Genomic DNA, 20,679 nt, shown 5'->3' with positions numbered 1-20,679 from the left:
GCTATGCAGCAAATTAAAACTTAGAAGGTGCTGGTGGTATCACTAAGGGTTGTTTAGGATTTTCTTTAAGCTCCTTTAATAACTCTTGTACAGCACGCTCTATTGATGGGTCTTGGCCTTTATAAATAAGCTCAGGACGATCGATTACTTTAATATCTGGTGCAACACCTTCGTTTTCTATGATCCAGTTACCTTTTGTATCTAAAATACGGAATGTAGCAGCAATTACTTGCCCGCCGTCTACAAGGCTTGGGTTACCAGAAATACCAATTAAACCACCCCATGTACGGGTACCAATTAGCTTACCTAGACCAGCTTGGCGGAAGTAGTAAGGAATTGCATCACCACCAGAACTTGAATAGCCATTTATTAGCATGGCTTTAGGACCATTGTGTGCAAACTGCGGTGTTTTAGTTGGTTCTACACCACGGCGTTTCCAATAGTTAAGCGGTTTACGCGCAAGCCAGGTGATCATATGCTCAGGAATAAAACCGCCGCCATTGTAACGGTCATCAATAATCATGGCATCTTTGGTTGTTTGCGGCATGTAGTTTTTAAACATGGCGCGATTGCCCTCATAGGCTGTATTTGGCAGGTGCACATAGCCAATACGCCCATTTGATAGCTTATTAACGTAGGCTGCACGCGAATTAACCCAGTCTAAATAACGTAGGCCTTGCTCACTTGCTATCGGTTTTACAGTTATTTGCCATGCGCCTTTGCTACGCGGCTTGTTGTTTAGCACTAGCTCTACTTGCTCGCCTTGGGTGTTTTCAAGGAGTTCGTAAAAGTTAGCAACGTCTTTTACCGAGCGGCCATTTACCGCAATAATGTAATCGCCGTTATGTGCTTTTACACCTGTGGTGCCAAGCGGTGAACGGAAATCGTCATGCCAGTTTTCACCTTTAAAGATTTGTTCTATTTTTACATAACCAGATGGGTCGCTTGCAAGCTTAGCGCCTAATAAACCATGGTTTTTACGCTCTGCTTTAGGCATATCACCCGACTGCACATAAATATGGCCAGAGTTAATTTCACCGGCAATTTCGCTAAGAACATAATCAAGGTCGCTACGATGGCTAATGGCATCAGCCATAGGTTGGTATTTAGCTAAAATAGCATCCCAATCTTGTCCGTGATGGTTTTCGTCGTAGAACCAATCGCGCAGTGTGCGCCAACCTTCTACATACATTTGTTGCCACTCTGCTTGCGGATTAATTTTAAGCGTCATTTTGCTTAAATCGAGCTTATTTGCGTCTAAATCTTGTTTTGGCTTAGGTTCAATTAAGCTGTAACCGCCATCTGTATGTACAAGTAGGTGTTCGCTATTGCTTGAAATGGTGTAATTACTAACGCCTTTGGCGATTGTTTCTAGCTCACTGTTGTGATCGGTGCCTATTAGCTGTAAACCGCCATTAGCAAGAGTCAGTACGCCGTCTTTTACTGCGGTTAAGCCACGGTAATCGCCCGCAGGGGCATTAAGTGCGGTAACACGTTGCATAAAGTCATTGCTTTGCAGTGCATTTTTAACTTTTTTGTCGTCTTCTTTTTCATCTTCTTTATCTTGGACAATCGTGGCTTCATCACTTTGTAAGGCAATAAGCGGTTTAACACTATCGTTTACTGCAGCTGCATAAATACGAGTTGCACGATTAAACATGTAATCAAACTCGTAGCTACTAAATGCCAGGTTAAAGTCGCGCTCTGAGCTAAAGTAAAGATATTGACCATCAGGCGAAAAAGTAGGGTTTTGCTCATTACTCATTTCGTCTGTTAAGCGCGTTACCTTTTTCTTTTTAAGGTTGTAGTGCCATAGCGAGGTATAACGGTTTTCATTATTTTTAACAAATACAATGTCTTGGCTGTTAGGCGACCAAGTATATTGAGTAATGCCGTCTTCGTCGTAAATACCGGTATCAATTTTGTGTTGCTTGCCCGATTTTGCATCTAACCACCAAAGTGTGTTGTTTTTATCTGAAAACAACAATTTAGAGCTATCTGGTGACCAAATAGGCGTAAAGCGCCAAATAGTGCCATTGCTAGTGAGTTGCTTAATAGCATTATTTTTACTGCGATCTTTTAAGTAAATTTCGTACTCGCCGCTTTCATCGCTCATGTAGGCTATGTAGCGCCCATTTGGTGACCAGCTTGCATCTATTTCGCGGCTTTTTTCTGTGTAAGATAAGTTGCGTGTAGGCCCTTGTTTAATTGGTACACTAAACAGCTCACCACGGGCAGTAAATACAGCGCGTTTACCATCGTGAGAGAGCGACATAGAATCAATAAAATCGCTAACATTTTTGCTATACGGCATTGCGTATTGGCGCACGCCAGCAATGTTAATGCTTAGCTTAGCGCTTTTTTGTGTTTTTGCGTCAAAGCGATATAAATAACCGCCGTTTTCATAAACAATCGCATTTGGGCCAGCTGAAGGCCAAAGTACGTCAAAGTTTTTATAGTTGGTAAGTTTTTTTGGTTCGCTGCCTTTACGGTACTGGTAAAGGTTTAGCGTGTAATCACGGTCAGACACAAAGTAAATATCGTCACCGACCCAAGTTGGTTGCTGGTCGGTTGCACGGTTTGTAGTTAGTTGTTCTGAGGTGTTTTTTTCTAAATCATAAATCCATACATCTTGCGCACGACCACCACGAGTACGTTTCCACGTACGAAACTCTCGGTCAATTGGCGTATAAACATACTTGCTGCCATCTGGAGATAGCATGCCGCCACCAGTTTCTGGAATCGCTAATGGCTGTTCAAGTCCGCCATCTGCAGGAACCATGTAAGGGCGGCCCATACGTTTTCCCCATGGTGTGCGGTTAGCTCTAAATACCACATTTTTACCATCGGCGGTCCAATCTAAAACGCGGTAATCAAAACCTCCACGCGGTGGCATTGGGCCAACGTCATTATAATAAGTAAGTTGCTTTAGGTTTGAACCGTCACTGTTGATCACATAAATTTGTCGGCTACCGTTATACTCGGCTGAAAATGCAATGCGCTTACCGTCAGGGGAAAACTTAGGAAATGTTTCAAAGCCAATATGGTCGGTTAAGCGTTTGCTTTCGCCTGTTTGCGTATTCGCAATATAAATATCGCCACTGTAGACAAAGGTAACGGTTTGGTTATGGATATCTGGAAAGCGGAGTAAACGAGTGTCTTTAGTCTCATAGGCCGATACACCCGGCGCGATTGCTGCAGCCAAGGCAAGAGCCAATGTTGTTAGTTTTTTCATGGAATTACATCCTATATTAATAGCTATACCATCATAACAATAAGGTGAAAAATAGCGATGCACTTACGATAAAAGGTCTGTTACAAAATGTGAATAAAAAAGGTTGGCAAAAAGCGCCAACCTTTAAGTAAATACAGATATAAAATTAATGTTCGTGTGCGTGTTCTTCCTCTTGTGCAATACCTAACCAAGTGATTGCAGCTGGTGGGAATGTAAGCTCTAGTTCGCCTTCAATTTCTAAGTCTTCTAGGTGTACTTGCACAACGTGTTGGGCTATTGGGTCGGCTACGTAAGCAAACTGACCATTTTGCGCTACTGTCATACTAAACTTCATGCCTTCAGGCATAGTTGTTACGTCTTCTTGCGTAATATCAACTTGACCTGCTAGCTCCCAGTGTATGTGATCGTCGTGCGCATGCGCCTCAAGCACATTTAAAAAGCCTAGGCTGTCTAAAACTAAAAAGTGCTCGCCATTCGCTGAGAAAGAGTAAGAAACAGCGCTTGCGCCATCGGCTAGTTGCCATTCAAATTCTTCCATTTCAGCTTTCGCAGGATTTATACTCACAATCACAGCAGGGCCGCCGCCGTGACCAGACGCTACGCCAATAAAGGCCTCGCTATCTTCGTGGCCATAAATACTACCAATGCGTAAGTCGCCGACGGCATCAATATTTACTACTTTTTCAGCGTGGTATTCGTCATCATGCTGGTGGGCTAATAGCACACCGTCACTACAGCCGAACGCTACGTAATCATGGTTTTGTGCTGCGCCGTGCAAATCAGGGCATGTTAACTCTAACGTTTGTTCAAGTTCGTATTCGCCATCATGAAAGTGATAAACCCCTACCTGATCCGGCAAAATTTTAGCGTTTGATGTACTTTGAGCATCATCGCGGCGAATGGTCGCTAATAAATGCTCTCCACGAGGTTCTGCTACACCATGCATATTAATGTCGTAACTAATACCAGGTAAGGTCGCTGTTGAGTTTGTTATGTCGTTATCTGTTAATACTTCAACAGACGCAGTTGTGCCTGATGCTGCATCACCATCGTAAAATACCGCTAATTTACCATCGTGCTTTACCAAGTGAGTAGGGCGACTGCCGCTAGTTAGCTCATAACTGCTAAACTCAGGGCTTTGTTCGTAATCATGAAGGTGTGCGCCGTGATCTTCACGCCATAAGCCACCGTCTATAAAGCCGAGGTAATCTTGAGCGCGGCTAGCAATCACGGCATAACGAAAGTCAGGCGACGACGATAGCGTGTTTGAATCATTAGTAAGAGTGAATGTATCAAGAAGCTCATTGTCGTCTAAGTCGAAAAAGTTCGCTTCGTTGCTATCGCCAGCAAGTATCGCAAGCCTACCTAATGAATCAATAGTGTATTCATCACCGTGGTCGCCACCATCGCCATGATCGTGGCCGTCATCAGGTACTTCTATTGGGTCTTTTTCGACAATGTTTGTTTCTGCATCACCACAAGCGGTGATTAATGTGCTGCTTATTGCCAGTGCAATTAATTTTAATTTGAATAGTTTAGTCATGATAATTTCCTTTATTTATAATTTTTTAGCGCTTAAAAGTAACCGCGAATACCTAGTGCAAAGCTACGACCTGGACGTGGTGCTATATTCTTTAAAAATGAGCTATGCACGCGCGCTTCTGTGTCTGTTAAGTTAGTGCCACGTAGATACACAGACACATCTTGATTTAGCACTGATAAGTCATATGAAACGCTGGCATCAAGTATGGTGTAGCCGTTTGTGGTTGTTTCTTCTGGCGCGGTACGGTCTTGCTCTTGATAACGAGTTACGTGAAGGTGCGCACTCAGCTTATTTGTTTGGTAGCTAAACTCAGTACCAAAACGTAGCGGTGGTGTGCGCGGTAAATCGCCACCGTCTTTAAGGCGTGCACGAACGTAATCTGAGAATAAATCAACTTTAAACTCATCGGTTAACTGCCATGCAAATTGGGCTTCAAAGCCATGTAAAATTACGTCATCTGTTTTAAATAAATAAACTGGGAGTTCAGATGAGTGATCATGCTCGTCACCGTGGTCATGATTATGCTCATCACCATGGTCGTGGCCGCTTTCGGCGTATAGGCCTGTGTCGATTTGGTAATAATAATTGTCGACTTGGTTGTAGAAAGCATTAAGAATGAAACCGATATCACCTTGGGTTTTACGAAACGTTAAATCAATATTGTTTGCTGTTTCTAGGTCAAGCGCTTGCTCAGATAAACCAAAATGGCCGTCTTCATGAATATCAAATAGTGCGCCTACTTCATAAGTACCAGTTCCAATGTGAGGGCCGAATGATAATAGCTCCGACACCGAAGGAGCACGCTCAGAACGAGATACCGATAAACCCAAGTTGTAGCTAGGTGCAAAATCCCACACGACACCTGTTGATAAACTGACAGGAGTGAATTCTTGTTCTACGTCAAATACGCGAGTATTGCCGGCATGTTCTTCATGAGCATGATCGTCATGAACATCGGTGTCATGGTGTGCGTGTGCATCAATGTTAGGTAGTAACACGTTATCAGCATCGATGGTTACCCGTTCAACTCGGCCACCTAATTGCACTAAAAAGTCACCAAAGTGTTTTTCTTCCATTAGCGCTACAGCAAAGCTTTGTGTTTGTGACGGTGGTGTGAATGCCTCAGAGCCTTGCGCTTCAACATCACTGTGTTTGTAATGAAAGCTCAAACCACCATTCCACTGCGCAAACGGGTTATGCATTAAGTCTACGCGTAACTCATTGGTTTCATTTTCAAACGTGGTGCCCACCGCACCATGTTCAATTTCAGCATGTTCGTAATCTGTAAAACCTGCGCGCAGATTTACTCTATTAAGCCATTTGTTATCAAGGTTATACTCACCTAGCAACTGCACTTTAGTTTGCTCTAAGTCGGCATATACGCTTTCTTCAGCGCTGTGTTCTTCTTCGCCACCATGGGTGTGGCCTGGAATACCGTATTGACGATTAAGTTGCTCAACAGCTATACCAACAAAACCTTGATCAAATAGATAGCTAGTACCTAAGGTAAAGCCGTCAGACTCCTCATTGCTGTTTGCAACGGTGTAATCGCCACTATGCTCTTCATGGTCATCGTGGGCTAATTCAGCGGCCACAGGGATTTCATAGTCATCAGCTTCACGCCAAAAGGCATCAGCATAAAATGCAAAAGAATCAGTTCCTGTAGTGGCGTTAAACGAGGCTACTTTTTGATTATCAACAGAGTTGTGCTCAAGGTTCCACTCACCGCGAGTAGTGCTATCTGTTGGCACGCGATCATCAACTACATTAACCACACCACCAATTGCGCCGCTGCCATAAAATAATGTGGCAGGGCCACGTAATACTTCGATTTGTTTTGCGGTTGATGCCTCTGATGCGACTGAGTGATCAGGGCCAACGCGCGAAACATCACTGACATCAAGGCCATTTTGTGTAATTAGAACACGCGGCCCGCTTAAGCCACGAATAATAGGAGTACTGGCTACTTTTGCATGAAAGTTAGTATTAACCCCCGGGAGTTTTTCAAGGCTATCGCCAAGGGTTGCAGCTTGCTGCCGTCTTAATTGTTCGCCAGATAACACGCTAACGGGAGACGAGGATTCCATTGCCGACATGTGAATAGGCGTCGCTTCAATATCAATTACTTCAATGGGTGAACGTTCTAAGTTAAAGGTAATTGATTGGCTTTTATCATCACTAAATGTGATATCTCGATGCAGATGGGCATAACCAGGGGCGGTAATATGAAGTTCTTTTAAACCACTTTTTAAATCAGTTATTACGAACTTACCGCTTGCATCTGTTACTGCTGTTATATCTGAGCCTTCAACTTCTACAGTTGCGTTGGTCACAACTTTACCTTGGTTGTTTAGAACAACACCTTCGATGGTATTTGCAAGCGTATTTGTTGGTAGTAGGGCTGCTATAAACAAAGCTAATTGAGATTTTCGTGTCATTTGAATTCCTTTGCGAATGTTATATTGTATCAATTGTGCTTGAAATGTTATATTGTATCAATAGTTAATTAACTAAAAATCACTCAGGATATATAATTTGGCTGCTTCATCTACATAATTTAAATTAAATTTATTTAAATTCAGTACTTTAAGTTTTTCTGTCATTGTTTAGGTGTTGTTCGTGGGGGATCTGTTTGCTGTAAAGCAAAAGTTAGTTGTTACATTTATTTAGCTCTAGTTAATAAATTTTTAGGTAAAACCACAGCGGAGGCATTGAGCAACAAGGATGGCAAAGTTAAAACATCAGCCCACTACATTAGAGTGGGTAATATGAATAAGCAGCAATTTAAAGAGATGATGGGTTTTGCGATAAAAAGATGTGAAGCCTTTGAAAAAAAATTAACGCCAAAACGTCAGCAGGTATTTGAAATTCTATTGAAAGCACATAAACCTTTGTCTGCTTATGAGTTAACAGATCAATTTAATAAGCAAATAAATACACCGATTTTGGCAATGTCCGTTTATCGGATATTAGGTTTTTTAGAGTCGGTAGGTCTGGTACATAGATTAAAGTTAGAAAATAAGTTTATACCGTGCAGTCACGTTAATGATGATAGAGAGCATCAACTATCGATGTTTTTAATTTGTAGCTCTTGTAATAAAGCAAGTGAGGTGAGTGACCTTAACAATTCGGTTAAATCTTTGTTTAGGGAACTGAAAATGAAAGGGTTTACGCCAGCAACTTCGCAATTAGAAATCTCAGGTGTTTGTTTTGGTTGCCAGCAAGGTACCGCTAACACAATTAAAAAGAAGGATAAATAATGAAGCTGACTCAAACGACAGCAGACAAGTTTGCCATTGGGCTTTCGTTAATGTGCACGGTGCATTGTTTTGCAACACCGGTTATTTTAGCGCTGTTGCCAAGCTTTGCTGTACTACAAATAAATGGTGAACAGTTTCACTTATGGGTTCTTGCTGCAGTATTACCAACAAGCTTATTAGCTTTAAGCTTAGGCTGTAAAAAGCACAAACGTACACGTTATATGGCGTGTGGAGTTGTTGGTCTAGCTTTTTTGATAATTGCAGTATTGCTAGGTCAAGAAGAGACCGAAAAAGCACTCACTTTAATTGGCTCCGCTTTTATCGCATTAGCCCATTGGTTTAACTACCAACAGTGTTTTAAAAAAAATAACGAAAAATGCCGCTGTTCAGGTGATAAATCAGACCAACTTGTTTAACACTGCCAGTGTTAAACATAGCGACTATGTGGCATTGTAATTATAAATATCGTTTTTTAGGTAAACTAATTTAGTGAATACTGCTTTAAAGCTTTTGCTGTTACTTTGTGTTTTCATCTGTTTTAAATTAAGCGCAAATACCCCTTACGAAATCCCCAGAAGTACTGTTGTAGAGCTTACGGAGCCCTCAACTAAGCGTGTTTATTCTATTTTTATTCAATTGCCTAAGTCATATTCAGAGCAGCCTAATAAAACGTATCCTGTTATTTATTTAACCGATGCGCCGTATGCATTTCCTATAGTTGCCGGTGCCACACGGTTTCCAATGAATAGCGGCAAGATGCAACAGGCTATTATTGTGGCGATTGACTATGAAAAAGGCTCGAGAGGATCTAATAGTCGAATTAGGGATTACACACCGACTCAGACTCAAAATTGGAAGAAGCAAACGGGTAATGCCAAAGGGCACGCTACGTTTTTGCAAAGTACGGTATTTACTTTTATCGAAAAAAATTACCGAGCAAGCAACACGCAAAGAACGTATATAGGTAACTCGCTAGGCGGCTTATTTGGCGCCACTATTTTATTTACAGCACCTGATTTATTTAGCAATTATATTATTGGCAGCCCGTCGGTTTGGTTTGATAACAATGCACTGCTAGCGTTAAAAGCGAATAAGCCCCAAATGCCAATAAAGGTTTATGTATCTGTTGGGGCAAAGGAAACGCCAGCCTTTGGTGAAGGGCAAAATATGGTTGAAGGCGCAGCGCAACTTGTGCAAAAAATTAACGCGCTTAATAGTGATAATATAAAATTAAAAAGTGTTGTTATTGAGGGAGCGCAGCATGCCACTGCATTCCCAACCACAGCAATACAAGGGCTCGATTGGGTATTGGGAACCAGTCAATAAGCTCGAAAGGGATTCTCGATACTTTTGTAATTAAATAAATGATATTAAAGCGCTTCAATATCGCTTTTCCACTTTACCAGCGCTGCTATGAATTCGGGGCCAATACCACAGCAGCCGCCAATAATTGTTGCGCCTAGGCTATGCCATTGCTTTGCAAACGCTACATACTCAGCGGGTGATAAGTCGCGGTAACCTTGCGAGCCTTCATTGGCTTTATAATCGCTGGCGATTGGTGTAAAACCATTTGCAAAGACCCCTAAATCAACATTTTTATTCTGCTGTTTTAGTACACGATTAGTGTCGCGTAGCGCTTGTTCAATAACCTCAGGGATAGAGCAGTTAAAGAATATGCCCGCTATATTATGTTCGAGTAATGCTAAGATAGCGTCGGATACTAATTCACCAGAGCGCAATGTCGCTTGTTCGCTTACTTCATCATTTAAGGTAAATGCGTAATAACATGGTTTGTTTGAATTCTTAAGCACCCTTGCCATAACCCGCGCTTCTTCAATGTTTGATATGGTTTCACCAATCCAAACATCGACATATTCGTCTTGTGCTTTATACAGGGTATTTAAAATAGTAAATGCGCGATCACTTTGGAAAAAATCAGCACGATACGAGCCAAAGGCAGGAGGCAGTGAGCCGGCAACGAGTACCGTTTGCTTTGCGTTTTGAGCCACCTTTTTTGCAATAACCGCTGCCTGCTCAGCAAGCGCAGCACCTTGTGCTTGGTAAAGCGTTTCACCTAAGTGAAAAGGTACACAGGCATAGCTGTTAACGGTAATTATTTCAGCCCCCGCATTTATAAAAGCTTGATGCGCTTGAGTTACGCATTGTGGTGCTTCTATTAAAGCTTGTGCACTCCAAAGTGGCTGTGAAAATGGCGCGCCCATGCGTTTAAGTTCACGACCCATGCCGCCATCTAATATTGTTAACCTACTCATAATGGACTTCTATACGTCTAAATAATTAAGGCTATTCAAACATACTTTTTGAAAATTCATAATGAAACTTCATCAGGTTGAGTATGAAAAAAGTTCAACATGTTAAAGCTGTTTTTAAAAGGCACAAAAAAAGCGACTACCCAGTAAGTAAGGTGTCGCTTTTCTTTTTACAAGTAAGCAATTACTTGTAAAACGCTTCTACAGTGCCTTTTACTTTCATAAGTAATGGCTGACCGCGACGGTCTAGCGCTTTAGGTGCCGCTACTTTTATCCAACCTTCGCTGATGCAGTATTCTTCAACGTCAAAACGCTCTTTACCGTTAAGTGTAATACCGATTTCATGCTCAAATACTTCTTCTACATAAAATTTGCTACGTGGGTTGATAGACAGTTGATTTGGTAATTCTGGTTTGTTTGTATCAGTCATATTGGTGATCTGCGTTGAATTAATTATGCGCTATTGTAGGCAATAGCTGGCTTATGCTCAAGCACGACATTCATAAACTGAGCGGCTTTTAGTTTTATCGTTATATGTTTGAGCTTATTGCCTCAGCGGTGCTGTGAGCAAGCTCTATAAAAGCGGCTGTTGCGGCACTTTGGTAAGCATCTTGTCGCTGTAATAACACCGCGGTACGTTTTAATAATGAAGGTGCAAGAGTAATGGCAACTAACTCTTCGTGTTTACTCGCTATGTTAGAGGGAAGCAAAGTAGCTAGTTGTGTATGGCGCACTATTTCAATAACGGCACTGAGTGAATTGGCTTCCATAAGTACATTAGGCTGCACCTTGTGTTGGCGACAATGACGTTCAATTTGTTCGCGAGTTGCAAACTCATTACTGAGCAGCACCAGTGATTGTTCATTTAAAGTGCTCAGGTCAATACGGTGTTTGCTAGCTAAAGCATGGTGTTTATTTACTACTAAAGCGAGTGTCTCTTGTAATAAAGTTTGGGCGTGTATGTCTGCACTATGGTTGCCTTCAAAGGCTATACCTACATCAAACTCATCATCTAACAAACGATTTTCCATGCGTTCTTGCGACATTTCTTCCATGCTTAAGGTGATGTTGGGGTAGTGCTGATGAAATGCGTTGACTAATGGCCCAATAAAATAAGTAGTAAACGTCGGCGTAATAGCCACTCGCAATGAACCTCGGCTGAGGTTTTGTACATCATGAATCGCCCGCTTACCTTCTTCTAAATCCTGCAAGGCTCTGTGTGCATAACGAGCATATACCTCACCCGCATCGGTTAACTTTACGCTGCGCCCTGAGCGGTCAAATAAAGGTGCACCGAGGGTTTCTTCAAGCTGTTTAATTTGTTGCGACAACGCAGGTTGAGACACATATAAGGACGCTGCTGCTTTGGTGAAGTTTTTGTGCTTGGCAACGGCCAAAAAGTAATTGATGTGGCGAAGTATCATAGCTAACTATAAGTATTTCTTATCGGTATCATAATATACCAGTCTTTTACCTTATTAAAAAGCGGGCGTAATATTCACCTCATCGACAATATAGAGACACCCGTTATGAAAGATATCATTGAAGGTTTTTTAAAGTTTCAAAGTGATGCATACCCAGAGCGTGCCGATTTATTTAAAAATTTGGCTACTAAGCAAAATCCACGGACTTTGTTTATTTCATGTTCTGATAGTCGTTTAGTGCCTGAGCTCGTAACACAACGTGAACCTGGTGGATTATTTGTTATTCGCAATGCCGGAAACATCGTCCCATCTTACGGGCCTGAGCCTGGCGGGGTTTCTGCATCAGTTGAATATGCAGTTACTGCACTGCAAGTAACCGATGTGGTTATTTGCGGCCATTCTGATTGCGGAGCAATGACGGCAATAGCAACCTGTAAGTGCATGGATCACATGCCTGCTGTTGGCAGTTGGCTGCGTTACGCCGACTCAGCTCGCATTGTCAATGAAGCGCGCAATCACGCAAATGAACGTGAGCGCATTGAAGCTATGGTACGCGAAAACGTTATCGCACAACTTGAAAACATTAAAACCCATCCATCGGTGCGTCTTGCGCTTGGCGAAGGTCGCTTGGCATTACATGGCTGGGTTTATGATATCGAATCTGGCGGCATTGAAGCTTTAAATGGCGCAACGAATACGTTTGTTTCCCTTGTCGAACATACCGATGTTCGTGCATATCCAATTCAGCTTCCTGTAGCTGTTTAACCAACCATTGTAAGAGGTACTATTATGATCCAATCTCAAGTGAGCAACACGGCGCGCCTAGCATTAACCGATATAATTATTGCTGCAAAAGCAGAAAAAAATCTGTCGTTTGAACAAATTGCAGAGGGCACAGGTTTAAGCGACGTTTACGTGACGGCGGCTTTATTAGGCCAGCACCCATTGCCTGCAGAAGCCGTTGAAAAAGTGGCACAAACGCTGGGCCTTGATGCAAGTGCGGTTGAATTACTTAAAGCTATTCCACTACGTGGTAGTGTCGAAAACAATATGCCAACCGATCCGACTATTTACCGTTTTTATGAAATGATGCAAGTATACGGTACAACGTTTAAGGCATTAGTTCATGAGCAGTTTGGCGACGGTATTATTAGTGCAATTAACTTTAAAGTAGATATGAAAAAAGTTGAAGATCCTGAAGGTGGCTCACGTGCTGTAATTACGCTTGATGGTAAGTTCTTACCTTACAAGCCTTTCTAAACGCTTTATAATATTTTGTAAATAAACAGTCGGCGCTAAGCGCCGGCTTTTTTTGGTTATTAAGGATGGTTTTTATTGATGAGTAATCACAGCACTTCTACTTCTTCTTATGTATCGGCACTTTCGCTTTTTTGGCCAATGTTAATTATTGCTGTGCTCGCAATGACCTTACGACCCACGCTTACCTCTACCGGCCCATTACTTGAAGAAATTCGTTTAAGCACTGGGCTTGGTTTACAAGGGGCGTCTTTGTTAACTGTACTCCCTATGTTTTGTATGGGTGTGTTTCCATTATTACTTCCTTGGCTTGGGCGTTATTTAAGTGAAAATGCGTGGATTGCTGGTGGATTGTTTGCAATTGCATTAGCTGGTTTTTGGCGTTTGTGGCTTGGCAGTGGTTGGGCGTTAATAATCAGTGCGCTATTGGGCGGTACAGGCATTGCAATAGTGCAAGCGATGGCTCCAGGAGTGGTTAAACGTTGGTATCCACAGCGAGTTCCTTTAGCTATGGGGGTATATTCTGCCTCACTTATGGCAGGCGGTGGTATAGCTGCAATATTAACGCCGCGGGTGGCGGTGCACTATGGCAGTTGGCAAGCAGGGCTTGGAGTGTGGCTTATTATTCCTGTTATTGCTCTGTTGCTTTGGTGGTTAAGGCCGCAGGAGCCGATGGACGCAAAGCATAACAGTATTAAGCTTAATTTATTTTTTAACCAGCGAGCATGGTTACTTGCTGCCTATTTTGGACTCGCTAATGGCGGTTACGCGTGCATGATTGCTTGGTTACCTAGTTACGCTCAGGATTTAGGATGGAGTGCACAAAATAGTGGGGAGCTTATTGGCGTTATGACTGTTTTTCAGGTAATTGGTGCATTGGGTGCACCGGTACTTTCAGCAAACCGCTTAGACAGGCGACCTTGGTTATTTTTTGCTGTTGCGATTCAGCTAATAGGTTTTATAGGATTAATATTGATGCCCGATTCTATGATGAACGTTTGGGTGGGGATGATAGGGTGTGGTTTAGGTGCTTGTTTTTCGCTAACACTCACCGTAGCGCTCGATCACTTGTCTAATCCAAAATTGGCAGGTGTACTCACTGCGTTTGTCCAAGGTGTTGGTTTTATTATTACCGCTATCGTACCTTATATAGCAGGTGTTTTACTTGATGTTACTGCACGCTATCAAGCATCTTGGTTTATGTTGGTAATAACGCTAATTGCAATGCTGTTTATGACAATCCGCTTTGCTCCTGCAACGTATGCAAAAGCAATAAATATTACTCATTAACTATTTAATGGGGTTTAAGCTTTTTTAAATCCCATCCCCTTTCACTTTTTCTGCGTTTTATTGCCACCGTCATTTTTTCTTCATCAAAATTACCTTTATTAGTCATATCTCTTTTTTAGAGTACAGCGGTTGATGTTTTTTGTGTTCACACTTTTAAAAATAACCACTACATAATGGGAATTACGGATGAAAATTAAAAAAGTTGCTGCGGCAATCGCACTAACCTGTGCGTTTAGTGCCGTTAGTCATGCCAATGTTTTACCGCAAAGTCAAAAAGACAGCAGCTGGTACAGCGCTGCCCAAGCAAAACTAACAACAAAAACAACGCAAGCGCAGGCAATTAAAAACACTAAAGCTAAAAATGTTATTTTATTTGTAGGCGATGGCATGGGTATTTCTACCTTAACGGCAGCGCGTATTTTACAAGGTCAACGCAATAATCAGCTTGGCGAAGAAGGCTATTTAAGCTTTGAGCAGTTCCCTTACTCTGCGCAAGTTAAAACCTATAATGTGGATGCACAAACGCCAGACTCTGCAGGCACCATGACGGCCATGATCTCAGGTGTAAAAACCGATGTGGGTGTTATTGGTGTTGATGAAGATATTGAGCGCGGTGAGTGCTCAACGGTGGCTGGTAATGAGTTACTTACAGCCACTGAGCTTGCTGAAATTAAAGGCCTAGCAACAGGAATTATCTCTACTGCCCGCATTACTCATGCAACGCCTGCGGCAACCTATGCTAAATCGGCTGATCGCAACTGGGAAGATATCTCAGACATGCCTGAGGCAGCAGTGAATGCTGGCTGTGAAGATATTGCCTCACAGCTGGTTAATTTTGAAAAAAACCTAGAAGCACGCTTTGTCGGAACCGATGTTGATGGCTTAGATTTTGTGATGGGTGGCGGCCGTCGTCACTTTTTACCAAAAGAGGCCGCGGCTAATTCTACTGACGCTATGAGCGCCGTAGAAGGCGATCGTACCGATGAGCGTAACCTTGTTACTGAGTGGCAAACACAGTATCCAAATGGCACTTATGTGATGGATGAAGCCGGTTTTAATAGCATTGTCGATGACGCCACTAAAGTATTTGGTTTATTTAACGAATCGCACATGCAATACGAAGCTGACCGTGCCAACGATATAGCAGGCGAGCCTTCACTTACCGATATGACCACCAAAGCCATTGATGTACTGGGTAAAAACGAAAAAGGGTTTTTCTTAACGGTTGAGTCGGGGCGCATTGACCATGCTCACCATGCGGGTAACGCATACAATGCACTTAATGACACCATTGAATTTGCAAAAGCAGTACAAGCTGCCGTTGATAACACCAATCCAGAAGAAACCCTTATTTTAGTTACAGCTGACCACAGCCATGTATTTACTATTGCAGGTTACCCTAAACGTGGTAATCCAATTTTAGGTAAGGTGGTTGCTGTAGGGCAAACTACACCAACGCTAGCTGCTGATAACATGCCATACACCACAGTAGGTTATGCAAATGGCCTCGGTTTTAGAAACTTAATCGATGAAACGGATGCGGACGCAAGCTATGAAACAGCTGCGGTTGCAGGACGTGTTGAGCTAAATGGTGTTGATACAACAACGCCAGGTTTTCACCAAGAAACCACGGTACCACTGAGCTCTGAAACACACGCAGGTGAAGATATTTCACTGCATGCAACCGGACCGGGTGCTCACCTAGCTCAAGGTGTTATTGAGCAAAACGTTGTATTTCATTTAATTAATCAAGCTCTTGAACTAACTCAGCAATAATGGCGGCTCACATGAATAAATTAACAGTACTTTCTTTAGCAGTAATGGTCGCATTAACGGGGTGTTCGAGTGATGACGACAAAAACAGCAATAATATTTTAGCGGTCGATCTCCCAATTGCAGTGGGATCTGCGCAATGTATCAATGGCGGCGTAGAAACACAAAGCGGTGTTGATACCAATACAAACGGGCAATTAGAGAGCAACGAAGTAACGCACACTAACTTAGTCTGTAACGACCCAGCCACCTCATTAACGAGTGAGCAGCTGGCGTCTCTTAGCAATAACGTATGGTTTAGTGATGCACAAACTAAGCTCGCCGGCGCGCAAGATGCTGCAAGTAAAGTGGTAACTGAATCGGGTAAAGCTAAAAATGTGATCTTGTTTGTTGGCGATGGAATGGGTATTTCTACTGTGACAGCTGCCCGTATTTTAGCGGGGCAATTACAGGGTGAAATGGGTGAAGATCACCAATTAAGCTTTGAAACCATGCCGTACTCTGGGTTTGTAAAAACCTATAACGTGGATGCACAAACGCCAGATTCTGCCGGTACAATGACGGCAATGGCCTCAGGTGTAAAAACCGATGTGGGTGTAATTGGTATAGACGAAGCGGTTGAACGTGGTAGTTGTGCATCAGGCAAAGGACATGAGCTTGTTACGTCATTAGAGCTGGCTGAGATTGCCGGTAAGTCTACGGGTATTGTTTCTACTGCGCGTATTACTCATGCAACACCTGCGGCAACCTACGCTAAATCGGCAGACCGTAACTGGGAAGATATTTCAGATATGCCTGCTTCTGAGTCAGCTAATTGTGAAGATATTGCCTCACAGCTGGTTAACTTTGAAAAGAACCTAGAAGCACGTTTTAGTGGTGTTGATGTAGACGGAATTGAAGTGGTTATGGGTGGCGGGCGTCGTCACTTTTTACCAAAAGATGCCGCGTTTAACTCAGCTGATGCTGTTAGTGCTGTAGAGGGCGATCGTACAGATAATCGCGACTTAACCGCCGAGTGGAAAACGCAATATCCAAATGGTGCTTATGTGATGGATCAAGCGGGTTTTGCTGCTATTGATGCAACCACAACTGAGCGTGTATTTGGTTTATTTAATGAATCTCACATGCAGTACGAAGCCGACCGTGGCAATGATATTGCAGGCGAGCCTTCATTATCACAAATGACCGAAAAAGCGATTGATGTGCTTAATAACAACGAGCAAGGCTTTTTCTTAACGGTTGAGTCGGGACGTATTGACCACGCGCATCATGCGGGTAATGCATACAACGCACTTAACGATACTGTAGAGCTGGCTAAAGCAGTAAAAGTAGCGATGGAAAACACCAACCCAGAAGAGACGCTAATTGTAGTAACAGCCGATCACAGTCACGTATTTACCATTGCGGGCTACCCTAAACGCGGTAACCCAATTTTAGGTAAAGTGGTTGGTGTAGGGCAAACAGAGCCCAGCCTTGCTGCCGACGATATGCCTTATACTACAGTTGGTTACACTAATGGTTTAGGCTACAGAGACCTAGGTGCAGAAACCGATGCTGATGCATCTTACTTAGCAGCACCCGTTACAGGGCGTGTTGATTTAAGTAATGTTGATACTACAACGCCAGGTTTTCACCAAGAGGCACTTGTGCCACTATCATCAGAAACTCACGCAGGCGAAGATGTAGGTGTGTATGCAATGGGCCCTGGGGCGCATTTAGTAACAGGTACTAATGAGCAAAGCTTTTTATTCCATGTTATGGACTTTGCCGCTGACTTTGTAAAAGCCGCGGATGAAAAAGTAGCGCAATAAACCTTGCGATATAAAACAACCCGCACACTGTGCGGGTTTTTTTATGTCATTAAACTGCCATTATTTTTGGTTATGTTAAAGGCAATTAAGCTAAAAGCGATTAACTAAAGAGATAGTCCAATGAAAAAAGTATTTTTAATAATGAGCGCATTATTTAGCGCAAGCAGCTTTGCTGAGCAGTGCGATATAAATCCACAGGTATTAAAAGCCACTTACACTATTATTAATAAGGCTCCACAAGCGCTTAAAAATAATAAGGAAAACAGCCAAACTCTCACCCTTTGGCGAAATGAGCAACAAGTGGCGCACCAAAGCCAAGTTATAACAGAGCTTTGGCAACATACGAGCAACAATCAAATACGGCCTATTCGTTATTTTAATGCGCAGCAGCGCGGTATTGAATATCAGCCCTCAGAGGTGCAAGGAGTGCAAAACTGGAGTGCAAAAGTACAGCTGGTAGATAATCATCTTATTGAAAAAATGACATTAGTGAGCACCGAAGGTGAAGGCTGCAACGAAATAAAAAATTACAGCTTAGAAGAAAATAACTCTCAGTATAACTTGGCATTTTTTACCCATTCAAAACTGGTAAAAACATTTAGCATTAGTAACCTAGCGAATAAAGCAAGCATGTCACTTAGCTTAGACGCGGTGCAAAATGACACACCAGCTATTAAGGCTCAGTTTGCAAAATGGGATAACTTTCAAACCACCGACTATGCCGACATTGGCGATAACGAAAGCGACCCATTTTTAGCAAAAATGATTAACCTAGGCTTTATAGAGCACGGCGCCACCGGTTTTTATAATCCTCAAGGTGAGGCTATTCAAGGTGGACATCATCATTAGGTCGTTTTTTGGGCTTAGCAGAGTCTTCTGTTAAGCCATTTTCATAATCGTTGGCATCACAGGTATTTAAATTTTGCTGTGCTTGCTTATCTTGCTGTAATACCTGTTTTAAATCTTCCATACGTTGGCGTACTGCAACGCCGTAGCTGGCATCATCTCCCCAAAGCTCAGAAAGTTGTAACACAGATGCACGGTCATGATCCCTAAATAATTTACCAGCACGCTCAGCGTCTTCTTTGCTATTGCCAAGTAGCTGCAGTGATTCTATGGCTAAGTTAATGGCTGAGTCGACGGTTTCGCGGTTAAACGCATCCACTTTTAGATTCAGTAGTTGATACGCATGGCGACGATCGATTGCGCGCGCCACTATTTTTAATTGTGGGTAGTTTTTATGTGCCAGCTTAATAATTTCAATGGTTTTATCTGGGTTATCAATCGCAACAACCAGCATTTGTGCAGTATGCGCGCCTGCGGCTTCAAGCAGTTCTTGGCGAGCAGCATCACCGTAAAATACGGTGTTACCAAAGCGGCGCAGCAGTTCTATTTGGCTTGGGCTGTGATCAAGTACGGTAATTTCGTAGCCTTGTGCATGTAATAAACGTCCCATAATTTGCCCAAAGCGGCCATAGCCCGCAATAATTACATGTTTAGCGGTATTTATTTGTTCTGGTTTATCAAACTCAGGCTTAGTGCTACTACTGCGTTTTTGTATTTGCTCATACAGCATCAGTAATAAAGGAGCTATCAACATAGATACCGCAACCACTAAGGTCACTAGACTGGTTTGTTCTGGGGTTAAAATACTTAATGTGGTGGTCACGCTTAAAAGTACAAAAGCAAATTCACCACCTTGTGCTAGTGCCAATGTAAACAATAGTTTTTGCTTTGAGCTAATTTTAAATGTGACAGCAAGGGCAAACAAAATGCAGGCTTTAATGACAATTAATAAGGCAACTAAAGCAACCACGGTACTAAATTGATTAAATAATAGCTCAAAATTAATTGAAGCCCCTACAGTGATAAAAAATAGTCCTAGCAATAGGCCTTTAAAGGGCTCTATGTCGGCTTCTAATTCGTGTCTAAATTCACTTTCGGCCAATACTACACCGGCTAAAAAAGTACCTAAAGCAGGTGATAGGCCAATACTGTGCATTACAAGCGAAATAGCCACGACCAAAAACAATGCAAAAATAGTAAATATTTCACGCATGTGAGTTTGTGCGATGTATCTAAACAGTGGTGCCGACACATATTTACCGCCAGCAATGATAGCGGCAATAACGCCAACAGAGACGCCTACTTGTTGCCAAACAGGCCAGTCAGCAATGATTGAATCGCTAATTTGTTTTGAGCTACTTGGTGCAGCAAACGCGAGTAAGGGGAGTAGCGCTAAAATAGGAATAATGGCAATATCTTGAAATAATAAAACCGAAAATGCATTTTGCCCAGCTTCTTGCTTTAACCAGCCTTTTTCTTCGAGGCTTTGCAATACAATCGCGGTAGAAGAAAGTGCCAGCATTAAACCAATGGCCAATGCGGTTTGCCAATGCATGGTAAAAAACCAATAACAAAAGGCAAAAATAACCGCCGCAGTTAGCACCACCTGTAAGCCACCAAGCCCTAAAATAGAGTGCCGAAGCTTCCATAGTCGTGAGGGTTGTAGTTCAAGTCCGACCAAAAATAGCATCATCACTACGCCAAATTCGGCAAAATGCATTACATCGGTTTGATCCCCTACGACTCCCAATGCATAGGGACCAATCAGTATGCCAGCAATTAAATAACCCAGTACTGATCCTAAGCCAAGTCGTTTGGCAATAGGAACAGCCACAATGGCGGCGGCTAAATAAATTAAAGCAATTTCTAACACGCGTTTATCCTAATAATTTCAAGACATTTAGCATGGCTTAGGTGTTAGTAAAATACAATAACTGATGTAGTGAACAGCCATTTATTTCGCTTTATTA

Annotated in this window: 16 protein-coding genes; 9 read left to right on the top strand and 7 right to left on the bottom strand. The window is 42.5% G+C overall.

Annotated features, from left to right (window positions below; all coding sequences use genetic code 11):
• Positions 1–13: 13 nt before the first annotated feature.
• The 3 genes from BM380_RS15775 to BM380_RS15765 form a co-directional block, all read right to left on the bottom strand.
• Complete coding sequence (locus BM380_RS15775) at positions 14–3,235, bottom strand: S41 family peptidase (RefSeq protein ID WP_090495148.1); 3,222 nt, start codon at positions 3,233–3,235, stop codon at positions 14–16.
• Between the two features lie 145 nt (positions 3,236–3,380).
• A complete protein-coding gene (locus BM380_RS15770; protein WP_090495147.1) occupies positions 3,381–4,778 on the bottom strand; it encodes a 5-methyltetrahydrofolate--homocysteine methyltransferase in 1,398 nt (465 codons plus the stop codon).
• Positions 4,779–4,810: 32 nt separating this feature from the next.
• Positions 4,811–7,216, bottom strand: a complete 2,406-nt coding sequence (locus tag BM380_RS15765; RefSeq protein ID WP_090495145.1) for a TonB-dependent receptor — start codon at positions 7,214–7,216, stop codon at positions 4,811–4,813.
• 330 nt (positions 7,217–7,546) lie between these two features.
• Between BM380_RS15765 and BM380_RS15760 the strand changes: the two genes are divergently transcribed.
• The 3 genes from BM380_RS15760 (at position 7,547) to BM380_RS15750 (ending at position 9,364) form a co-directional block, all read left to right on the top strand.
• Positions 7,547–8,038 (top strand): Fur family transcriptional regulator, encoded by a 492-nt coding sequence (locus tag BM380_RS15760; protein WP_090495162.1) that lies wholly within the window; start codon positions 7,547–7,549, stop codon positions 8,036–8,038.
• Positions 8,038–8,454 carry a MerC domain-containing protein gene (locus BM380_RS15755; protein WP_090495144.1) on the top strand — a complete coding sequence of 139 codons (417 nt, stop codon included), beginning with the start codon at positions 8,038–8,040 and terminating at the stop codon, positions 8,452–8,454. Before BM380_RS15760 ends, BM380_RS15755 begins: the two co-directional genes overlap by 1 nt.
• A 73-nt stretch (positions 8,455–8,527) precedes the next feature.
• Complete coding sequence (locus BM380_RS15750; RefSeq protein WP_090495142.1) at positions 8,528–9,364, top strand: alpha/beta hydrolase; 837 nt, start codon at positions 8,528–8,530, stop codon at positions 9,362–9,364.
• Between the two features lie 44 nt (positions 9,365–9,408).
• On the opposite strand, the gene BM380_RS15745 is transcribed toward BM380_RS15750, so the two are convergent.
• From BM380_RS15745 to cynR, 3 genes are all read right to left on the bottom strand, one after another.
• The gene (locus BM380_RS15745) at positions 9,409–10,311 is read right to left on the bottom strand and encodes a homocysteine S-methyltransferase family protein (RefSeq protein WP_090495140.1); all 903 of its coding nucleotides are present in this window, start codon (positions 10,309–10,311) and stop codon (positions 9,409–9,411) included.
• Between the two features lie 181 nt (positions 10,312–10,492).
• Positions 10,493–10,738, bottom strand: a complete 246-nt coding sequence (locus tag BM380_RS15740) for a DUF3297 family protein (RefSeq protein ID WP_008112798.1) — start codon at positions 10,736–10,738, stop codon at positions 10,493–10,495.
• Positions 10,739–10,838: 100 nt separating this feature from the next.
• Entirely contained in the window at positions 10,839–11,732 is an 894-nt protein-coding gene (cynR, locus tag BM380_RS15735; protein ID WP_016898996.1) for a transcriptional regulator CynR, read from the bottom strand.
• Positions 11,733–11,837: 105 nt separating this feature from the next.
• Between cynR and BM380_RS15730 the strand changes: the two genes are divergently transcribed.
• The 6 genes from BM380_RS15730 (at position 11,838) to BM380_RS15705 (ending at position 18,712) form a co-directional block, all read left to right on the top strand.
• Positions 11,838–12,497, top strand: coding sequence for a carbonic anhydrase (locus tag BM380_RS15730; protein WP_028834724.1), 660 nt, complete (start codon positions 11,838–11,840; stop codon positions 12,495–12,497).
• A 24-nt stretch (positions 12,498–12,521) separates the two neighbouring features.
• On the top strand, positions 12,522–12,992 hold the full coding sequence (cynS, locus tag BM380_RS15725; protein WP_090495139.1) for a cyanase: 471 nt from the start codon (positions 12,522–12,524) through the stop codon (positions 12,990–12,992).
• Positions 12,993–13,070: 78 nt separating this feature from the next.
• Positions 13,071–14,279, top strand: coding sequence for a CynX/NimT family MFS transporter (locus tag BM380_RS15720; RefSeq protein ID WP_090495138.1), 1,209 nt, complete (start codon positions 13,071–13,073; stop codon positions 14,277–14,279).
• Between the two features lie 186 nt (positions 14,280–14,465).
• On the top strand, positions 14,466–16,055 hold the full coding sequence (locus BM380_RS15715) for an alkaline phosphatase (RefSeq protein ID WP_090495136.1): 1,590 nt from the start codon (positions 14,466–14,468) through the stop codon (positions 16,053–16,055).
• 11 nt (positions 16,056–16,066) lie between these two features.
• The gene (locus tag BM380_RS15710; RefSeq protein ID WP_090495160.1) at positions 16,067–17,863 is read left to right on the top strand and encodes an alkaline phosphatase; all 1,797 of its coding nucleotides are present in this window, start codon (positions 16,067–16,069) and stop codon (positions 17,861–17,863) included.
• Between the two features lie 120 nt (positions 17,864–17,983).
• A complete protein-coding gene (locus BM380_RS15705; protein WP_090495134.1) occupies positions 17,984–18,712 on the top strand; it encodes a hypothetical protein in 729 nt (242 codons plus the stop codon).
• On the opposite strand, the gene BM380_RS15700 is transcribed toward BM380_RS15705, so the two are convergent.
• Positions 18,687–20,582 (bottom strand): monovalent cation:proton antiporter-2 (CPA2) family protein, encoded by a 1,896-nt coding sequence (locus BM380_RS15700; RefSeq protein ID WP_090495132.1) that lies wholly within the window; start codon positions 20,580–20,582, stop codon positions 18,687–18,689. The genes BM380_RS15705 and BM380_RS15700 overlap by 26 nt on opposite strands.
• Positions 20,583–20,679 lie beyond the last annotated feature (97 nt).

Source organism: Pseudoalteromonas sp. DSM 26666, from assembly GCF_900116475.1.
GTDB classification, from domain to species: Bacteria; Pseudomonadota; Gammaproteobacteria; order Enterobacterales; family Alteromonadaceae; genus Pseudoalteromonas; species Pseudoalteromonas tetraodonis.
The sequence above is the reverse complement of the archived record's forward strand: the minus strand, read 5'-3'. Positions and strand labels throughout refer to the sequence as shown.